We start from the raw sequence: 18592 nt of genomic DNA, 5'->3' as shown, positions 1-18592 counted from the left end.
GGGCACCGGCCCAGGCGCAGTCGCTCAGTCCCACCGGCCGCGCAGGCGCTTGGTCTCCCCGCGCTGCTTCTTCGCCGTGATCCGCCGCTCCTTCGAGCCGCGCGTCGGCTTGGTCTTCCGCCGGGCCGCGGGCGGAGGCGCGATCGCCCCGCGGAGCAGCGCGGCAAGCCGGGCTCGGGCGGCCTCCCGGTTGCGCAGCTGCTGGCGGTGCTCGCTGGCGGCGATGGTGAGCACGCCGTCGACCAGCCGGTCGCCGAGCCGCTCGACCAGCCGCTGGCGCTGGGTCTCGGTCAGCCCGGGCAGCTGCAACGGCGACACCGCGAGCTCCACCCGGGAATCGGCCGTGTTGACCCCCTGCCCACCGGGGCCCGATGACCGGGAGAAGCGCCACGACAGCGCCCCGGCCGGGACGACGAGACGGTCGCTCACCGGCAGGTCGCCGAACGCGTCGTCCCCGGGCACGTCGCACAGTGTCCCCGACGCCGGCCCGGAGGACGACCGACATCCGGCTCGGACTGTGGGAGCCTGCCCGCCATGACCGCCCCCGAGGAGAGATGGTCCGGGGTCCGCTCCGCCGTCCGGCTGATCGCGGCCGCCCTGTCGTTGAGCGTCCTGGCGATGCTGGTCGGCAGTGCGGACTGGCCGGCGCCGCGGCGGACCAGTTCCGGCTGGCAGGTCGCCGACGTCCCCGTGCCGCTGCTGACCCTGTTGCTGGTCACGGCGGTGGTGAGCCTGGCCGTCGCGGTGGTGCTCGCCCGAGCGCACCGGTTGGGGGCCACCGTCACGGCGACCTGGTGGGCGGTGGCCGCCGCGGCCACGTTCGCGCTGATCTGGAACGACCTGTACCTGACCGCGCTGGGCGACGGCCCGATCATCCCGGTGTTCGCCTGGGCGTTCACCTTCGTGCCCACGCTGCTCGTCGGGCTGGTCGCCCGGCGAGGGGGCCGGGCGGTGCACCTGCGGGCGACCCTGGGCCTCGCCGTCCTGCTGCTGCCGTTGTCCGCGCTGGGCTGGCCGCTGGCCTCCGACTCCCGGGCCCTGATCGCCTTCTTCGGCGGCATCTACACCGTGGCGCTCTTCGGCGTGCTGCCCCTGGTCCTCGCGGTCGTCCTCACCCGGGCGCCGCGCGCACAGGTGACCCCGGTCGGGTGAACCCGGCGCCGCAGGAGGGTCGTGCGGACGCCGGCGGTCGCCCGGTGCGGTGAACACGGACGATTCACCTCGCCGAGTCCGTGACTGCGTGTGACGCTCGGTAGGTGACTCAGGACGCCTCCCCCCGGCTCCACCTGGTGACCGGCAACTCCGTGGCGCCCCTCGCGGCCGGCGCCCGGCCGGCCCACCCCGAGCCGGCGGAGGTCCCGACCGACAACGCGGTGATGGCCGACCTGCTGCGCCGCGCCGATGCCCTCGACGCCCGGGTCGCCGCGGAGACCACCGCGCGCCCGCTGCACCCGGCCGGCCTGGTCGCGGTCGGGGCGGTGCTGACCGTCGTCCTCGCCCTGCTGGGTCGCCAGCCGTGGCAGCTGCCCACCCGGGACGGCGGCGCGGTCGCCGACGTCCCGCAGTCGCTGGTGACCTTCCTGCTGCTCAGTGCGGTCCTGTGCGTCTGGACCGCCGGCCGGCTGACCCGCCCGGCGGCGACCCTGCGCTCGGCCACCGCCCAGACCTGGTGGGCGCTGCTCGGCGGAGCGGCCGTGGTCTCGCTGGCCGCCACCGTGTCGCTGGCCTCCTTCGCCGGCTACGAGGGGCCGGGTGACCTCCTGGCGCGCTGTGCGGTGGTCGCCGTGCCGGCCGTGCTGGCCGGGTTCGTCGCCCGGTACGACGGGCGCGCGGCCCGCATCCGGCTGGCGGTGGGCACCGGGCTGGTCACCGTGCCGCTGTGCGGCCTGGGCTGGGCCCTGCTGTCCTCCTCCGCCCGGTCGACGGCCGGCCTCGCCGACGTCCTGACCATGACCGGCATGGCCGCCGCCATCCCCCTGGCCCTGGCAGTCACGTTCGTGGCAGTCGACCGGCGCCATCGGCGTTGATCACATCGGCGTGATGTCGGTCGTGTAGGCGAGCTCCCGGGAGGCCTCGATGTCGGCGGCCAGCGCCTCGACCCGGGCGCGGGCCAGGCCATAGGAGTCCGAACCGAGGAGCTGGTGCAGGGGCGCGTTCCCGGACGTGGCGACGGTGATGACCGCCCGGGCGGCCTTGGCCGGGTCGCCCAGCTGGGTGCCGGGCATCGCCAGGTGCGCCTCGGTCATCTCCCGGATCGCGTCGTACCCCTTCGTCCTGCTGGCCGGGAGGCCCAACGAGGAGGGCCGCAGGAAGTCCGTCTGCAGGTAGCCGGGCTCCACCAGGTGCACCTGGACACCGAAGCCGGACACCTCGGCGGCGAGTGACTCGGTCAGTCCCTCGAGCGCGTACTTGCCGGCGCAGTAGAGCCCCCATCCCGGGAAGGCCGTCAGACCGAGGATCGAGGAGACGTTGACGACGTGGCCCCGGCCACGGGCGCGGAACAGCGGCAGCACGGCGCGCAGGACGTTCCACACGCCGAAGACCTGCACGTCGAACATCTCCCGCGCCTCCGCGTCGGTGACCTCCTCGACGGCGGCGAGGAAGCCGTAACCGGCGTTGTTGACCACGACGTCGAGAGCGTCGAAGCGCTCGGTCGTCCGGCGGACCGCGGCGGCGACCGCCTGCTCGTCGGTGAGGTCGAGCTCGACGGGGAGCAGCCGCGCGGTGTCCACGTCGCCCAGGGCCCTGGTGAGGCGCTCGGTCGACCGGGTCGTGGCGGTCACGTTGTCGCCGCGCTGCAACAGCTGGCGGACCAGCTCCAGGCCCAGGCCGCGCGACGTGCCGGTGACGAACCAGGTGGCGGGGGTGGGGACGGACGGGGTCACGGGGATCTCCTCTTCGGGTGCGGACGACAGCGCCCCGATCACGACCGCTGCTCGCTCCGGGACGAGGACGAGCCTGCTGGCCGAGATGCCGCAGCGGAGCCGCCGAGCAGGCCCAGCACTGCCCGGGAACGGCCTGCCAGGGAACGGTGTGCCCACCCAGGCAGACCACGGCCGGCCGCGCGGGCGGCACACTGAGGGCATGGCAGGACGCACCGAGCTGGGCGAGTTCCTCCGCAGCTGCCGCGCCGACGTGACGCCCGACATCGTCGGGCTGGACGACGCCCTGACGTCCGGCCGGCGGGTCCGCGGGCTACGTCGCGAGGAGGTCGCGCGCCTCGCCGGGGTCAGCGTGGACTACTACACCCGGCTGGAGCAGGGGCGGCACGCCAGCCCCTCCGCAGCGGTCGTCGACGCGCTCGCCCGGGCGCTGCGGCTCGACCCCGCCGCCCGAGCCCACCTGGCCGACCTCGCCCGGCCGGGGCGCGGGCGGCCCGAACGACAGCAGGCGCAGCGGGTGCGGCCCGCAGTGCACCAGATGCTCGACTCCCTGGTCGACCACCCGGCGTTCCTCATCGGCCGGCGCACCGACGTCCTGGCCGCCAACCCCCTGGCCCGGGCGCTGATCGCCGACTGGGACGCACTCCCGGCCCGGCACCGCAACTACACCCGGTGGCTGCTGCTGGACCCCGCCGCCCGGCGGACCTACGAGGACTGGACGGCCGTCGCCGCCGACGCCGTCGGCAGCCTGCGCCTGGACGCCGGCCGCCACCCCGACGACCCGCTGCTCGAACGCCTCGTCGGCGAGCTGTCCGTCGAGAGCCCGGAGTTCCGTGGCTGGTGGCAGGACCGACGCGTGCACGAGCGCACCCACGGCACGAAGCGGATGTGGCATCCGGCGATCGGCTCGGTGGTCATCCACTACGAGGCGCTCGCACTGCCCGGCGACCCCGACCAGACGCTGTTCGTCTACAGCACCGAGCCGGGCAGTGCCTCGCACGACGGCATGCGCCTGCTGGCCTCGTGGACGGCGCACCAGCGTGCGCGCACCGCGCAGGGGCAGCGCGGCGAGGAGTGGGCTCTCCCCGGATCGCGGAGTCCAGGGGCATGAGCACCCTCGCCGAGGCACTCCGCACCGGGACCGTCGTGGCCGACGGCGGCCTCTCCACCGAGCTCGAGTCCCGCGGGCACGACGTCACCTCGTCGCTGTGGTCGGCCCGGCTGCTGCGCGACGACCCGGCGGCCATCACGGCCGCGCACGCCGCCTTCGCGCGTGCCGGCGCCCAGGTCGCCACCACCGCCAGCTACCAGGCGTCGTTCCCCGGCTTCGCCGCCGCGGGCATCGACGGGGCGCAGGCCCGCACGCTGATGGCCCGGTCGGTGCAACTGGCCCGCGACGGCCTGGCCCTGGCCGGCCGGGACGGCTGGGTGGCCGGCTCGGTCGGGCCCTACGGCGCCTTCCTGGCCGACGGTTCGGAGTACACCGGCGACTACGTGGACCACGTCTCCGTCGCCGAGCTGCGTGCGTTCCACCGGCCGCGGCTGGCGGTGCTCGCCGAGGCCGGCGCCGACGTGCTCGCCTGCGAGACGTTGCCCGCCGCCGCCGAGGTGGAGGCGCTGCTGACCGAACTGGACGAGCTCGGTGTGCCCGCCTGGCTGTCGCTGACCTCGACGACCGGCCCGGACAGGGTGCCGCGCACCCGGCGGGGTGAGCGGCTGGACGAGGTCTGCGCGATGGCCCGGGACGTCGACGCGGTCATCGCCGTCGGGGTCAACTGCACCGACCCGGCCGGGGTGCCTGCCGCGCTGGCCGCCGCCGCGGCCAGCGGGAAGCCGGGAGTGGCCTACCCGAACAGCGGCGAGGCGTGGGACGCGAACGCCCGCCGGTGGACCGGCCGGCCGGGCGTCGGCGACGTCTCGGGGTGGCTGGCCGCCGGCGCCCGGCTGGTGGGTGGGTGCTGCCGGGTGCGACCGGACGACGTCCGCACTCTCGCCGACGCCGTCCCACTCCCCCGCGACTGAGCAGTACCGGTCGCCGACACGCACGGACACGCCGGCGTCAGCGACCGGAACTGCTCACTCGGCCGGGGAGCCGGTGACCTCTCAGGCGGGGGTCAGAGGATCGGCCGGCCGCCGGTGACGGCGACCCGGGCCCCGGAGACGTAGCTGGACTCGTCGCTGGCCAGCAGCACGTAGACCGGCGCCAGCTCGGCCGGCTGCCCGGCGCGGCCCAGAGGCGTGTCGCCCCCGAAGGCGGCGACCTTCTCCGGCGGCATCGTCGAGGGGATCAGCGGCGTCCACACCGGGCCGGGCGCCACGCTGTTGGCGCGGATGCCCTTCTCCCCCAGCAGCTGGGCCATGCTGGCGGTGAAGTTGGCGATGCCGGCCTTGGTCATCGCGTACGGCGCCAGGGTGGGCCTCGGGTTGTCCGAGTTCACCGACGAGGAGTTGATGATCGACGCGCCCGGCTGCATGTGCGGCACGGCGTCGCGGATCAGCGTGAACATCGCGGTCAGGTTCAGCGCGATGGTGTGGTCCCACTCGTCGTCGGTGATCTCGTCCAGCGACTCGTGGTTCATCTGGAACGCTGCGTTGTTGACCAGGACGTCGATCCCGCCGAGCTCCTCGAGGGCCTTGGGGACGATCGTCTTGGCGTGCGCCCGGTCGGCGAGGTCCCCGGGCACGAGCACGCACTTCCGGCCGGCGTCCTCGACGTACTTCGCGGTCTCTCGGGCGTCCTCGTGCTCGTCGAGGTAGGCGATGAGGACGTCGGCACCCTCGCGCGCGAAGGCGATCGCGACCGCGCGGCCGATGCCGCTGTCGCCGCCGGTGATCACGGCGCGCTTCCCGGTCAGCTTCCCGGAGCCGCGGTAGCTCTCCTCGCCGTGGTCGGGCTTGGGGTCCATCTGGCCGAGCGTGCCCGGCGGGGTCTGCTGCTGCTCGGGCTGGGACTCGGGGCGGGGTGACGACACGGTGGTACCTCCTGCAGGGTCCGGGCGGCACCCAGCGCTCTGCTCACGCAGCCGGCGCGTCCTCCGCGCCGGCCCGGTGCCGCGTCGTGCTCGCGCCTACCCCTGCGGCGGAGCGGCGAACCGGCTCTCGTGGACCGTCAGGCAGCCCGGCTGGTCAGGCCGGAGCCGGGGAACGCGACGACGGCGCTGCCGGGACGGTCCCACCGCATCTCCAGGTGACGACGACCGGCGCCGTCCACGACGGGCACCCAACGACACTCCGGGCAACGACTCTCACGCATGTCCGCTCCACCTTCCGTTCACCTGTTGTTCATCTGATGACCAGGATCGACCGATCCCACTCCGAACCCGAGCCGTCGTGACCGAACTGTGACCCGGGCCGCACGGGGACGGGCGGTCGGCGGCGTCCGTGCGGGAACGTCCGGGGCGTCGGGCACGCTGTCCACCACGATGACGCTCTCTCCTGCCGGCACCGACTCGACCCCGGCCGACTCCCCCGCCGCCGCGCTGCCCTCGCCGGACGCACCGGCGCTGATCTCCGACCCCGGCGACCTCTCGGAGCTGTTCGCCCTCGGCGACGACCCGGACGCGGTGTTCGCCCGGTTCGCCGAGTGGGCCGAGGCCTCCGGCACGACGCTGTACCCGGCGCAGGAGGAGGCGCTGATCGAGCTGGTCAGCGGCGCCAACGTCGTCCTCGCCACCCCCACCGGGTCGGGCAAGTCGCTGGTGGCCACCGGCGCGCAGTACGCCGCCCTGGCCTCCGACCGGGTCAGCTTCTACACCGCGCCGATCAAGGCGCTGGTCAGCGAGAAGTTCTTCGCCCTGTGCGGCGTCTTCGGTGCGGAGAACGTCGGCATGCTCACCGGCGACGCGAGCGTCAACGCCGACGCCCCGATCATCGCCTGCACCGCCGAGGTGCTGGCCAACATCGCGCTGCGCGAGGGGCCGGACGCCGACATCGGCCTGGTGGTGATGGACGAGTTCCACTTCTACGGCGACCCCGATCGCGGGTGGGCCTGGCAGGTGCCGCTGATCGAGCTGCCGAAGGCACAGTTCCTGCTGATGAGCGCCACCCTCGGCGACGTCACCGCGCTGCGGGAGGACCTCACCCGCCGCACCGGCCGGCCCACCGCGCTGGTCGCCCACACCGAGCGGCCGGTGCCGCTGCACCACTACTACGCGACGACGCCGATGCACGAGACGATCCAGGAGCTGCTGGACACCCGGCAGGCGCCGGTCTACGTCGTCCACTTCACCCAGGCCTCGGCGCTGGAGCGCGCCCAGGCGCTGATGAGCGTGAACGTCTCCACCAAGGAGGAGAAGCAGGCGATCGCCGACCTGATCGGCGGCTTCCGGTTCTCCTCCGCGTTCGGGACGACGCTGTCCCGGCTGGTGCGGCACGGCATCGGCGTCCACCACGCCGGGATGCTGCCCAAGTACCGGCGACTGGTGGAGCAGCTGGCCCAGGCCGGGCTGCTCAAGGTCATCTGCGGCACCGACACCCTCGGCGTGGGCATCAACGTGCCGATCCGCACCGTGGTGTTCTCCGCACTGAGCAAGTACGACGGCACCCGCACGCGGCTGCTCAACGCCCGGGAGTTCCACCAGATCGCCGGGCGGGCCGGCCGGGCCGGCTACGACACCGCCGGCACCGTCGTCGTCCAGGCGCCCGAGCACGAGGTGGAGAACCTCAAGCAGTTCGCCAAGGTCGCCGACGACCCGAAGAAGCGCCGCAAGCTGGTGCGCCGCAAGGTGCCCGACGGCATGGTGCCGTGGAGCGAGTCGACCCAGCAGCGGCTGATCAACGCCGACCCCGAGCCGCTGAGCAGCCACTTCCGGGTGTCGACCGGCATGGTGCTCAACGTGCTGGCCCGGCCGGGCGACCCGGTGGCGGCGATGCGGCACCTGCTCACCGACAACCACGAGCCCCGCTCCCGCCAGCTCAAGCACGTCCGCGAGGTGATCGGCATCGCCCGGTCGCTGGTCACCGCCGGGGTGATCGAGCGGCTCGAGGTGCCCGAGCCCGACGGCCGCCGCTACCGGCTGACCCTGGACCTGCCGCCGGACTTCCAGCTCAACCAGCCGCTGTCGACCTTCGCGCTCGCCGCGATCGACCTGCTCACCCCCGGCCCGGACGCCGAGGGCAACGACACCTACGCCCTGGACGTCGTCTCGGTCATCGAGGCGACGCTGGACGACCCGCGCCAGATCATCTCCGCGCAGCTGAACAAGGCCAAGGGCGAGGCCGTGGCGCAGATGAAGGCCGAGGGCATCGAGTACGACGAGCGGATGGAGCTGCTGGAGGAGATCACCTACCCGCAGCCGCTCAAGGAGCTGCTCGACCACGCCTTCGAGATCTACTCCGCCGGCAACCCGTGGGCGCGCGACGCGCAGCTCTCCCCCAAGTCCGTCGTCCGGGACATGTGGGAGCAGGCGATGACGTTCCGGGAGCTGGTCAACCACTACGGCCTGACCCGCTCCGAGGGCGCGGTGCTCCGCTACCTCTCCGACGCGTTCAAGGCGCTGCGCTCCGGGGTACCCGCCGACGCCCGCACCGAGGAGGTCACCGACCTCGTCGAGTGGCTGGGCGAGCTGGTGCGCCAGGTCGACTCCTCACTGCTGGACGAGTGGGAGCAGCTGACCAGCGCCGACCAGCCGCTGGACGCCCCGGTCGCCGTCCCGGCCCGGCCGCGCCCGCTGACCGGCAACGAGCGGGCGTTCACCGCGATGATCCGCAACGCGCTGTTCCGCCGGGTCGAGCTCATCGCCCGGCGGCGCTGGTACGACCTCGGCGAGCTCGACTCCGCCGCCGGCTGGGACGCCGAGCGGTGGGGCGAGGTCGTGCAGGCCTACTTCGCCGAGCACGCCGACCTCAACACCGGCGGCGACGCCCGCGGCCCGGCCCTGCTGATCGTGGACAGGTCCGAGCCGCGGCTGTGGCAGGTGCGGCAGATCCTCGACGACCCGGCCGGCGACCACGACTGGGGCTTCGACGCAGAGATCGACCTGGACGCCTCCGACGAGGCGGGCGTGCTGGTCATGCGGCTGCTCGACGCCGGCCGCAAGGACTGAAGGCCAGGACCGGCATTGCACGCGCTTCGGCCGCAGTACACGTGCTGCAGCGCGAGCGATGCGTACACAGCGCGTGCAATGTCGCGGTAGGCCGCCCAGTCAGTCGGGCGCCCGCCGGAAGGTCGGGCCGGGTGGCTGCGGGACGACGGCGGTCGGGTCGCGGCGGCGGCGGAGCTCCAGGGCCAGGCTCTCCTCACCGCGGGCCATCGCCCACCGGTGGTTGGCCTCGAACGCCGGCCGCAACAGCCAGCTGAGCCGGGCGAGCAGCGGCTTGGCCGCGCGCACCCGCCAGTCGTAGGTGATCACCACCTCCGGCCCCTCCTGCGCGAAGGTCCAGCGGCCGTTGCCCACCAGGTCACCGACCGCGGCGAGGGCGAACCCGGTGTCGGTCATCGTCTCGGTGATCCTCAGCGTCCAGCGCAGCGTGTAGGGCAGCCATCCGGTGGTGAAGACCTCGACCGTGCGCCCGACCCCGTCCGGCTCGCCGTCCGCGACCGGCACGACGTCGAGGTAGACCGCCGGCCACCATCGCGGCAGGGCAGCACTGTCGCTGAGCACCGCCCGCACCTCGGCGATCGTGCCGGGCACCCGCCAGGCGGTGACGAAGCAGTACGCGGGAGGGGCTGAGGGCACGACTCGCACTCTCCTCAGCCGCGCGGACGATGTCCATGCCGGTGCTCGGGGCCGGCGGCCGGCGCCGCACCGAGGGCGCGGGCGACCCGATCGGGGGATCCAGGTCCCGCCCCGGGACGCCGAAGACCTGGGTGGACGCACCGGCGAGCAGAGCCGGGCCCGAGGACGAGGACCGACATGCCCCCACTCCCGGCGACGCGGCCGGCGATGCACCGGTCGGTCTTCCGTCGCCCCGCCGACCTGGTCGAGCGCACCCGCTGGCTGTTCGGGGCCTGCGCCGTCGTCTCCCTGGTGCTCACCTCGTTCGGTGCCGTGGCGGGTGCGGGCACCTGGCGGCTGACGGCGGTCGCGGTGTCCGTGGCCGCGCTGCTCGCGTCCTGGCTGCACCGCTACACGGCGCGCCGCGGGTCGATCGCCCTGGACCTCATCGACGCCGTCGCCGTCTGCGTGTTCGCCCTCGCCTCACCGGTGCCCGCGGTGGCCCTCGGCGTGACCTTCTCCGCGCTGTGGTTCCGCGCCGTCTACGGCCGCACGTGGGAGACCTGGGCCTACACGGCCGCCCAGTGCGCCGGCCTGGTCGCCGCGCTCCTGCTGTGGGAGGTCGTCCCCGGGCACGCCGGCGCCGCCCCGGCCGCCCCGCTGCTCGGCGCACTCCCGATCGCGCCTCTGCTCGCCGTGGTCGCCCGGCACCTGGCCGCGGTGCTCCAGGAGCACCGGCAGGCGCAGGCCTGGGACGCCACGCTCGCCCGGCTGACCACCCAGCTGCTCGGCGTCACCGACGTCGCGCAGATCAGGCAGCGTGGCTGGGAGGCTGCGGAGGAGATCTGCCGGATCACCCCTGAACTGTCCGTGGTCGTCGTCGAGGACGACGGGACGCACCTGGTCGTGCAGCGGTCCGTCGGCCTGGTCCAAGAGCTGCCCGACACCCTCGACCGCACCCCGGCCGCAGCGGGCCTGGCCGCTGCCGCCACCGCGCACGAACCCCGACACATCACGGCTCCGCAGCAGCTCATCGCGTCGTCCGACGGGGCGCGCAGCTGGGCGGCCCTCCCGATGCCGGACGAGCCGGGCAGGTACCTCCTGCTGGGCGGCCGGGTGCTGCACGCGGAGGGCGTCGTCCTGGTCCAGTCGCTGGTCAACCAGGCGGCCCTCGCCGTGCGGGCGACCAGCGCGTACCGCGAGCTGGAGCTGCGGGCGCGCACCGACGCCCTCACCGGCCTGGCCAACCGCAGCACCTTCTCCGCCGCGCTGGCGGCAGCGACCTCCGAGGCTGACGGCGACCCGTGGGTGCTGTTCGTCGACCTCGACGACTTCAAGCTGGTCAACGACCGGCTGGGGCATGCGGCGGGTGACGAGCTGCTCCGCGCGGTGGGCGCACGACTGGCCGGCGTCGTCCGCGCGCCTGGCCTGTGCGCCCGGCTGGGCGGCGACGAGTTCGCCGTCCTGGTGCACGCCGCCGACGCCGGGGAGGCCGAGACGCTGGGCCGGCGACTGGTCGAGGTGGCCTCCACGCCGGTCCAGCTGGCTGCCGGCACGGCACGGGTGGGCGCCAGCGTGGGCGCCGCGTGCGTGCTGCCCGGCGTCGCCTGGACCAGCACGCTGCAGCAGGCCGACCTGGCGATGTACGCCGCCAAGGCGGCGGGCAAGAACCGGGTGCGGGTCGCCGGCTCCCCGCCCTCGATCAGCGCGGGAGCGCTCACCCCGGCCTGACCGCGTGCGCGGGCTCACACGAGGCCGCTGTGACACCCTCGCGGCGATGCGGGCATGACGGCGTGGGAGATGGTCGCGGTGGCCGCCGCCGGGCTGGCCGCCGGCGGCATCAACGCCGTCGTCGGCTCCGGCACGCTGGTCACCTTCCCCGTGCTGCTGGCCGTCGGGCTGCCGCCGGTGACCGCGACCATCACCAACTCCCTGGGCCTGGTCCCCGGCAACCTGACCGGCGCGATCGGCTACCGCCGGGAGCTGCACGGTCAGCGCCGACTGCTGCTGCAGCTGCTCCCGGCGTCGGTGCTCGGCGCCCTCACCGGCGCGTTCCTGCTCCTGCACCTGCCCGCCTCGGCGTTCGAGGCGATCGTGCCGGCGCTGGTGGGGCTGGCCGTCGTGCTGGTCGCCGTCCAGCCGCTGCTGCAACGCCGGCTGGCCGCGCGCCGTGCCCGGGCGGGCACCGTCGAGGAGGAGCAGGGGATCGGTCCCGGCCGGCTGGCCGGGCTGTTCGCCGGCGCCTACGTGACCGGCACCTACGGCGGCTACTTCGCCGCCAGCCAGGGGGTGCTGCAGATCGGCATCTTCGGGTTGCTGCTCCGCGAGCCGTTGCAGCGGCTCAACGCCATCAAGAACGTGCTGACCCTCGCCGTCAACGCGGTGGCGGCGCTGGCCTACGTGGTCGTGGCGACGGAGCGGATCGACTGGCGCGCGGCCGCTCTGGTGGCCGGCGGTGCGCTGGTGGGCGGGTACGTCGGGTCGACGTTCGGACGACGGCTGCCCGCTGCGCTGCTGCGGACGGCGATCGTGGTCCTCGGGCTGATCGCGATCTGGGTGCTGCTGCGCCGATGAGCGTCCTGGAGTTCGGGCTCCTGGTGCTGGCCGGGCTGGGTGCCGGGCTGATCGGCAGCATCGCCGGGCTGGCGTCCCTGATCAGCTACCCCGCGCTGCTGGCCACGGGCCTGTCGCCGGTGGCGGCCAACGTGACCAACACCGTGGCGCTGGTGCTCAGCGGCGTCGGCGCGGTGAGCGCGTCCCGGCCGGAGCTGACCGGCCAACGGGACCGGCTGGTCCGGCTGGGGGCCGCCGGGCTGCTCGGTGGCGTCGCCGGTGCGGTGCTGCTGCTGCTCACCCCGGCGACGGCCTTCGAGCGGCTGGTGCCCTTCCTGATCGCCGGGGCCTCGGTCGCCATCCTCGTCCAGCGCCCGCCCCGGCAGCTGGCCGCCGAGGGGGCGGCGGCCGGGCAGCGGCACCGCGACCATTGGGGCCTGGTGCTGGGCACCTTCGGGGCCTCCGTCTACGCCGGCTACTTCGGAGCTGCCGCCGGCGTCGTGCTGCTGGCGATGTACCTGCTGGTCACCGGCGAGGGCGTGCCGCGCAGCAACGCACTGAAGAACGTCGTCCTGGGGCTGGCCAACGGGGTGGCCGCGGTGGGCTACGCCTTCTTCGCCGACGTCGCCTGGCTGGCCGCCCTCCCCCTGGCGATCGGCTTCCTGCTCGGCGGCCGGCTCGGCCCGCGGGTGGTCCGCCGGGTGCCCCAGACGCTGCTGCGCCGGCTGATCGCGGTCGCCGGGCTGGCCCTCGCCGTCCACCTCGGGCTCGACGCCTTCGGCTGACCGCTCCCCGGTGGTGCGCCGTGGCTGCGGGCGCCAGGCTGGCGGTGCGCCGCCCGCACCCCTCGGACAGGAGTCGTCATGACCGGCACCAGCCCTGCGGCCCAGCGGTTCGCCGCCGCACTGGGTCAACTGCCCCCGCCCGAGCTGCGGGGGCCGGAGCTGCTCGCGGTCCGGCTCACCCAGGCGTGCGTCGCCGCCCTCCCGATCGACGGCGCGGGGCTGAGCGTCCACGACGTGCACGGCCGGCGGATGCCGATCGGCGCGAGCGACCCGGCCGCCTCCCTGGCCGAGCGCCTGCAGTTCACCCACGGGGCCGGCCCGTGCCTGCGCGCGCACGACGACGGCCGCGTCATCGCCTTCGACGCGGCGGACATCGCCCGGAACTGGCCGGAGCTGCACGCCTCGCTGGTCGGCGAGACGCCGTTCCGCGGCGTCCTGTCGGTGCCACTGCCACCGCCGCTGGGGCCCCTGGTCGTCCTCGACCTCTGGGTGCGAGAGCCGGCCGCACTGCCGGCCACCGACCGGGACGACGTCGTACAGGTGACCGAGGCGCTGACCCGGGCGATGGCGGCCACCGTGGCCAGCGCCCCGGCGACGGGGGCGCAACGCGGCTGGTGGGACGGGCCGGACGCCGCCAGCCGCGCCCGGGTCTGGCAGGCGACCGGCATGGTGAACGTGGCCCTGGGGCTGGACACCGCCGACGCCCTGGCCGTGCTCCGGGCGCACGCCTTCAGCACCGGCCGGGTCGTGGACGACCTCGCCGACGACCTCGTGACCGGTCGGCTGTCCCTGGCCGAGCTGCGGACCGCGGGCACCAGTTCCTGAGCGGTCCGGCCGGAGCGCCCGACCTGGGCGAGAGCCGAGCCGGTCAGCGGGGGCAGAGCTGACCGGCGGCAGCGACCTGCCTCAGACCCCGCCGTTGGTGACGTAGGCGCTCAGCAGCAGCACGAACGCGCTGGCGGTGATCAGCAGCCGGGCCGGGGTGAGACCGTTGAGCAGGCCGGCGATCACCCCCGCGTTCGAGGCCCGCACCTCGGCGGCCTGGGCGCCGCGGCGGAGCAGCCGCACCTCGTCGGCCAGGAGGGTGCCGCCTGCGCCCAGCAGCGTCAGCCCGAGGACGACGAACACCAGGGACAGCCGCTGGTCGAAGGTGTCCACCGCCGGCGCCAGGAACAGCACCACGATGAGACCGAGCAGCAGGCCGATCCCGGCGCCGGCCACCGGCGCCCAGGGGCCCATCCGCACCATCGGTCCGCCGCGCCGGGGCAGTCGCGGCCGGGGCCGGAAGCCGACCGGAGCGGTCGGGTGGGGAGGAGCCGGTGGTTCGGTGGCCGATTCCTCCCGCTGCTCCGGCTCCGCCGCGGCAGCCGCCTCGACCGGCGCGCCCTGGGGCGCCTCGTCCGGGGTCTCCGGCACGGCCGGTCCCGGCTCGCCCTGCGTCCGCTGGCCGGGCACCACCGCCGCCGTCGACCCGGTGTCCGTCCGTCGTCCGTCCTGCTCGACCGGTCCGGCCGCCAGCACGTCCTGCTCGTCGCTCATCTGTGTGATCACCTCGGGTGCGGACGCTAGGTGTGCCCTGCGACGAAGCGGCGCAGGTGCTCGGGTGTGGCGCGCGGGACGCGCGGGACACCGGCGGGGAGTGACCCACCGTGGTCCCCCGGGGTCACAGCGTCAGCTCCGCCGGCACAGCGTCAGTTACAGCAGCCGCCGGCTGTCCTCCGCGACCACGCGCAGCCAGCGGTACCCGTAGCCCTCCAGCGCCAGCTCGACCGAACCGTCCTCCGCGAGCTGCTCGCCGCCGGCGGTGAGCAGGTCCTCGAGCCGGTGACCGGCTCCGCAGCCGGGCACCGTGAGCGGCACCGACAGGGGGTCCGGGCCGAGGTTGTGCACGGCCAGCAGCGCCCCGTCGTCCCAGGTGCACAGGTGCGCCAGGACGGCGGCGTGCGGCTGGTCCACCAGCTGGAAGCCGCCCCAGCCGAGCTCCGGGGACTCGCGGTAGCGCCGGATGAGCAGCTTCATGAACGACAGCAGCGAGTCCGGGTCACGGCGCTGGTCGGCGACGTTGACGAACTCGGGGGCGTAGCCGCCGTCGACGACCGGCCGGGTCAGCTGGTCGGCCGGCGCCTCGGAGAAGCCGCCGTTGGCCCCGCCGGTCCACTGCATCGGGGTGCGCACCGACAACCGGCTGCCGGCCGAGAGGTCCTCCCCCATCCCGATCTCCTCGCCGTAGAACAGCACCGGGGTGCCGGGGAGGGAGAACAGCAGGCTGTAGACCATCCGGACCCGCCGCGGGTCGCCGGCCAGCATCGGCGGCAGCCGGCGGATCAGGCCCCGGTCGTAGACCTGCATCTCCTCCTCCGGGCCGAAGGCGGCGAACACCTCGGCCCGCTCGTCGTCGTTCAGCTTGTCCAGGGTCAGCTCGTCGTGGTTGCGGACGAACGTGCCCCACTGGCTGTCCGGGGCGATCCCCGGGCGGGCGGCCAGCGAGGCGGCGAGCGGACCGGCGTCGGCGCGGGCGAGGGAGAGGTACATCTGCTGCATGGTGTTGAAGTCGAACTGCACGGTCAGCTCGTCGCCGTCCTGCCCGCCGAAGAACTCGGCCTGCTGCTCGAACGGCAGGTTCACCTCGCCCAGCAGCACGCCGGAGCCGGTCCGCCGGCCGAGGAACGCGCGCAGCGCGCGCAGGTAGGCGTGCGGGTCGGGGAAGTGCGCGGCGGAGTCGTCGTCCACGCCGGTCTTCTCCAGCAGGAACGGGACCGCGTCGACCCGGAAGCCGGAGAGGCCCAGCTCCAGCCAGAAGCCCATGATCTTGGCGATCTCGTCGCGCACCCGGGGGTTGGTGACGTCCAGGTCGGGCTGCTCGGCGTAGAAGCGGTGCATGTACCACTCCCCCGTCTCCCGGCTCTGCGTCCAGATGCCTTCCTCGGCGTCGGGGAAGACCACCTGGTCGCTGGTGTCCGGCGGCTCGTCGCCCCGCCAGACGTAGAAGTCGCGGTACGGGGAGTCCTTGCCGGCCTTGGCCGACTGGAACCACGGGTGCTGGTCGGAGGTGTGGTTGACGACCAGATCGGCGATGACCCGCATGCCGCGGTCCTTCGCCGTCCGGATCACCTCGACCAGGTCACCGAGGGTGCCCAGCCGGGGGTCGACCGCGTAGTAGTCGGTGATGTCGTAGCCGTCGTCGCGGCCGGCGGTCGGGTAGAAGGGCATCAGCCACAGGCAGGTGATGCCCAGGTCGGCCAGGTGGTCCAGGCGCTGGGCCAGCCCCTCGAGGTCCCCGACCCCGTCGGCGTCCCAGTCCATGTACGTCTCGACGTCCAGGCAGTAGACGACGGCGTTCTTCCACCACAGGTCCGACGTGTCGGTGATCCGCATCGGTCTCTCCTCAGTCCAGGACGGCGGGCTCGGGCGCCTGCGCCGGACGGCGGGGCTGGGGTGGGCCGGGCGGGTCGATCGCCACCGCGGGGGCCGGTGCGGTGACGTCCAGCTGGGGCAGCACGTGCTCACCGAAGGCGTCCAGGAACGGCAGCTGCTCCTTGCCCACGTGGTGCAGGTACACCTGGTCGAACCCGAGGTCGACGTACTCGGCGAGCCAGGCCGCGTGCTGGCCGAGGTCGCTGGAGATGCGCACGCTCGTCCCCATGTCCTCGGGCCGCACGTGCTGACTGGCCAGGTCGAAGGCCTCGGTCGTGTCCAGGTCCCAGCACAGCGGCGGCGGGAAGACGTTGCTGCGCCACTGGTCGTGCGCGATCGCGGTGGCCTGCTCCGGGTCGGGGTCGTAGGAGACGTGCACCTGGATGGTGAGCGGGCCCTGCCCGCCGGCGTCCCGGTAGGCGGCGATGACCTCGCGCAGCACGTCGTGCGGCTGGTTGATGGTGACCAGCCCGTCGGCCCACTCCGCGTGCCGGGCGGCGGTCCGCGCCGAGACGGCCGGGGCGATGAGCGCCGGCTGCTGCTCCGGCAGCGTCCAGATGCGCGCCCGGTCGACGGTGACCAGCCCGTCGTGGCTGACCTCCTCCCCGGCCAGCAGCGCGCGGATGATGTCGACGCACTCGCGCAGCCGGGCGTCGCGCAGCTCCTTGCGCGGCCAGACGTGCCCGGTGACGTGCTCGTTCATCGCCTCACCGGAGCCGAGCGCGACCCAGAACCGGCCGGGGAACATCGCGCCCAGGGTGGCGATCGCCTGGGCCACGATCACCGGGTGGTACCGCTGGCCGGGGGCGTTGACCGCCCCGAAGGGCAGCCCGGTGGTGGCCAGCGCCGCGCCCAGCCAGGACCAGGCGAAACCGGACTGACCCTGCCGGGGGTTCCAGGGCTCGAGGTGGTCGGAGCACATGGCGGCGGTGAAGCCCACCTGCTCGGCGTGCTGCACCGCGCGGAGCAGGTCGCTGGGGTGCACCTGCTCGTGGGAGTTGTGGAAGCCGATCACCGTCATGGCGCATGCCTACCGTCAGTGGTGATCAACCGCACGGCGAGCGCCGGTCAGGTGCCTGCGGCCCGGCGGTACAGCCGGCGGCCGGGCGCGGAGCTGACCCCGTGCGCGAGCGTGCTCGCCGCGACCACCAGCGTGCCGGCCGCCCACAGCCGGGGGTCGGTCACGCCGTGCTCCTCGCTGAGGGTCAGGTAGAAGAGCGCGCTGACGCCGATCGGCCCGAACCAGCCCAGGAAGACCGCGTCCCGCAGCTTCAGCCCCAGCGGGCGGGCCAGCGCCAGCAGCACGGGCAGGCGCCGCAGCAGCAGGACGGCCACCGGCAGCACCACGGCTGCCCAGCCGAGCTCGGCCCACTCCGACCAGGGCAGCAGGACGCCGAGCAGCAGGAACAACGGGAGCACCACGTACCGGTTCACGCCCTCGTCGATGGTGTTCTGCGGGCCGACCTCGTCCTGGGCGACGGCGAAGTTGTAGGCGAGCCCCGCGACGAACACCGACAGGATGCCGTCGGAGTTGGCGACCCGGGCGATGCCGAGCACCGCGACCGCCAGCACCAGGGTGAAGATCAGCGACGGGCCCTCGTCGACGTCGGAGCGGCTCTGCGCGAAGCTCATGGCGCGGCCGGCGACCAGGCCGACCACGATCCCGATGACGACGGCGACGACGACCTGGTAGAGGCCGTCGAGGGCGGCGTGCCCGAGCGAGTCCCCGAGCACGAGGGCGATCCCGAGCAGTACCAACGGCAGGGCCAGCCCGTCGTTCGCGCCCGACTCCTCCGACAGCAACTGCCGGGTGCGGGCCGGGAGGTGCTCCTCGGCCGGCTTCCCGGTGACCACGCTGGAGGCGAGCACCGGGTCGGTCGGCGTGATGCAGACACCGATGAGCACGGCCAGCGCCAGCGGGACGCCGAGCACCAGCCAGGCCAGCCCGGCCGAGAGCGCGGCCATCCCGAGCATCCCCACCGTCACCAGCACCGTCGTCGGGGTGATCACCGGGCGCAGCCGGCGCACCGGGAAGCGCAGCGCGACCCCGATCAGTGAGATCGCCAGCAGCACCCGGGCCATCTCGTGCACCAGCGGCGTGCGGAGCGCGTCGCTCACCTCGACCAGCCCGAGGACCTGCGGGCCGACGACCACCCCGAGCAGCAGCGCCAGCAACGGCTCGCTGAACGGCAGGTCGCGCATCTTGCTGGACAGCGCGGCCAGGGCCACCGCCAGGCTGCCGACCAGCGCGTACCCCAGGTGCAGGTCCTCCACGGTGCCCTCCTCGCCCGGCTCGGCTGGC

General features: G+C 74.3%; 17 protein-coding genes. 9 read left to right on the top strand and 8 right to left on the bottom strand.

Annotated features, from left to right (window positions below; genetic code table 11):
• Positions 1–24: 24 nt before the first annotated feature.
• Positions 25–462, bottom strand: a complete 438-nt coding sequence (arfB, locus tag O2V63_RS07420; RefSeq protein WP_164703235.1) for an alternative ribosome rescue aminoacyl-tRNA hydrolase ArfB — start codon at positions 460–462, stop codon at positions 25–27.
• A gap of 72 nt (positions 463–534) precedes the next feature.
• On the opposite strand from arfB, the gene O2V63_RS07415 reads away from it, so the two are divergent.
• Both O2V63_RS07415 and O2V63_RS07410 read left to right on the top strand, forming a co-directional pair.
• Positions 535–1152 carry a hypothetical protein gene (locus O2V63_RS07415; protein ID WP_269166890.1) on the top strand — a complete coding sequence of 206 codons (618 nt, stop codon included), beginning with the start codon at positions 535–537 and terminating at the stop codon, positions 1150–1152.
• A 104-nt stretch (positions 1153–1256) separates the two neighbouring features.
• On the top strand, positions 1257–2027 hold the full coding sequence (locus O2V63_RS07410; protein ID WP_269166889.1) for a hypothetical protein: 771 nt from the start codon (positions 1257–1259) through the stop codon (positions 2025–2027).
• Here the strand turns inward: O2V63_RS07410 and O2V63_RS07405 are convergent, their stop codons facing one another.
• Positions 2028–2885, bottom strand: a complete 858-nt coding sequence (locus tag O2V63_RS07405; RefSeq protein ID WP_269166888.1) for an SDR family NAD(P)-dependent oxidoreductase — start codon at positions 2883–2885, stop codon at positions 2028–2030.
• 199 nt (positions 2886–3084) lie between these two features.
• Here O2V63_RS07405 and O2V63_RS07400 point away from each other — a divergent pair, with 199 nt between their 5' ends.
• Together O2V63_RS07400 and mmuM are read left to right on the top strand one after the other, a co-directional pair.
• The gene (locus O2V63_RS07400; RefSeq protein ID WP_269166887.1) at positions 3085–3993 is read left to right on the top strand and encodes a helix-turn-helix transcriptional regulator; all 909 of its coding nucleotides are present in this window, start codon (positions 3085–3087) and stop codon (positions 3991–3993) included.
• Complete coding sequence (gene mmuM, locus O2V63_RS07395; RefSeq protein ID WP_269166886.1) at positions 3990–4904, top strand: homocysteine S-methyltransferase; 915 nt, start codon at positions 3990–3992, stop codon at positions 4902–4904. Before O2V63_RS07400 ends, mmuM begins: the two co-directional genes overlap by 4 nt.
• Positions 4905–4996: 92 nt before the next feature.
• Here the strand turns inward: mmuM and O2V63_RS07390 are convergent, their stop codons facing one another.
• Positions 4997–5854 carry an SDR family oxidoreductase gene (locus O2V63_RS07390; protein WP_269166885.1) on the bottom strand — a complete coding sequence of 286 codons (858 nt, stop codon included), beginning with the start codon at positions 5852–5854 and terminating at the stop codon, positions 4997–4999.
• Positions 5855–6304: 450 nt separating this feature from the next.
• Here O2V63_RS07390 and O2V63_RS07385 point away from each other — a divergent pair, with 450 nt between their 5' ends.
• The gene (locus O2V63_RS07385) at positions 6305–8926 is read left to right on the top strand and encodes a DEAD/DEAH box helicase (RefSeq protein ID WP_269166884.1); all 2622 of its coding nucleotides are present in this window, start codon (positions 6305–6307) and stop codon (positions 8924–8926) included.
• 99 nt (positions 8927–9025) lie between these two features.
• Here O2V63_RS07385 and O2V63_RS07380 read toward each other — a convergent pair whose 3' ends face one another.
• Positions 9026–9559 carry an SRPBCC family protein gene (locus O2V63_RS07380; protein ID WP_269166883.1) on the bottom strand — a complete coding sequence of 178 codons (534 nt, stop codon included), beginning with the start codon at positions 9557–9559 and terminating at the stop codon, positions 9026–9028.
• A 177-nt stretch (positions 9560–9736) separates the two neighbouring features.
• Between O2V63_RS07380 and O2V63_RS07375 the strand changes: the two genes are divergently transcribed.
• The 4 genes from O2V63_RS07375 to O2V63_RS07360 all read left to right on the top strand — a co-directional run bounded on the left by O2V63_RS07375 (position 9737) and on the right by O2V63_RS07360 (position 13701).
• Positions 9737–11269, top strand: coding sequence for a GGDEF domain-containing protein (locus tag O2V63_RS07375; RefSeq protein ID WP_269166882.1), 1533 nt, complete (start codon positions 9737–9739; stop codon positions 11267–11269).
• A gap of 54 nt (positions 11270–11323) precedes the next feature.
• Positions 11324–12112, top strand: a complete 789-nt coding sequence (locus O2V63_RS07370; RefSeq protein ID WP_269166881.1) for a sulfite exporter TauE/SafE family protein — start codon at positions 11324–11326, stop codon at positions 12110–12112.
• On the top strand, positions 12109–12876 hold the full coding sequence (locus O2V63_RS07365) for a sulfite exporter TauE/SafE family protein (RefSeq protein ID WP_269166880.1): 768 nt from the start codon (positions 12109–12111) through the stop codon (positions 12874–12876). Before O2V63_RS07370 ends, O2V63_RS07365 begins: the two co-directional genes overlap by 4 nt.
• Positions 12877–12954: 78 nt before the next feature.
• Positions 12955–13701, top strand: coding sequence for an ANTAR domain-containing protein (locus tag O2V63_RS07360; RefSeq protein ID WP_269166879.1), 747 nt, complete (start codon positions 12955–12957; stop codon positions 13699–13701).
• Between the two features lie 81 nt (positions 13702–13782).
• Here the strand turns inward: O2V63_RS07360 and O2V63_RS07355 are convergent, their stop codons facing one another.
• From O2V63_RS07355 to O2V63_RS07340, 4 genes are all read right to left on the bottom strand, one after another.
• Positions 13783–14415, bottom strand: coding sequence for a hypothetical protein (locus tag O2V63_RS07355; RefSeq protein ID WP_269166878.1), 633 nt, complete (start codon positions 14413–14415; stop codon positions 13783–13785).
• 156 nt (positions 14416–14571) lie between these two features.
• The gene (locus O2V63_RS07350) at positions 14572–16251 is read right to left on the bottom strand and encodes an alpha-amylase family protein (RefSeq protein WP_269166877.1); all 1680 of its coding nucleotides are present in this window, start codon (positions 16249–16251) and stop codon (positions 14572–14574) included.
• Between the two features lie 10 nt (positions 16252–16261).
• Positions 16262–17311 (bottom strand): TIGR03885 family FMN-dependent LLM class oxidoreductase, encoded by a 1050-nt coding sequence (locus O2V63_RS07345; protein ID WP_269166876.1) that lies wholly within the window; start codon positions 17309–17311, stop codon positions 16262–16264.
• Positions 17312–17358: 47 nt separating this feature from the next.
• Positions 17359–18564, bottom strand: a complete 1206-nt coding sequence (locus O2V63_RS07340) for a cation:proton antiporter domain-containing protein (RefSeq protein ID WP_269166875.1) — start codon at positions 18562–18564, stop codon at positions 17359–17361.
• Positions 18565–18592: the final 28 nt, after the last annotated feature.

The sequence above is a fragment of the Modestobacter sp. VKM Ac-2977 genome (assembly GCF_026968045.1).
Lineage (GTDB): Bacteria > Actinomycetota > Actinomycetes > Mycobacteriales > Geodermatophilaceae > Modestobacter.
This window is presented reverse-complemented; position numbering and strand designations above follow the sequence as displayed.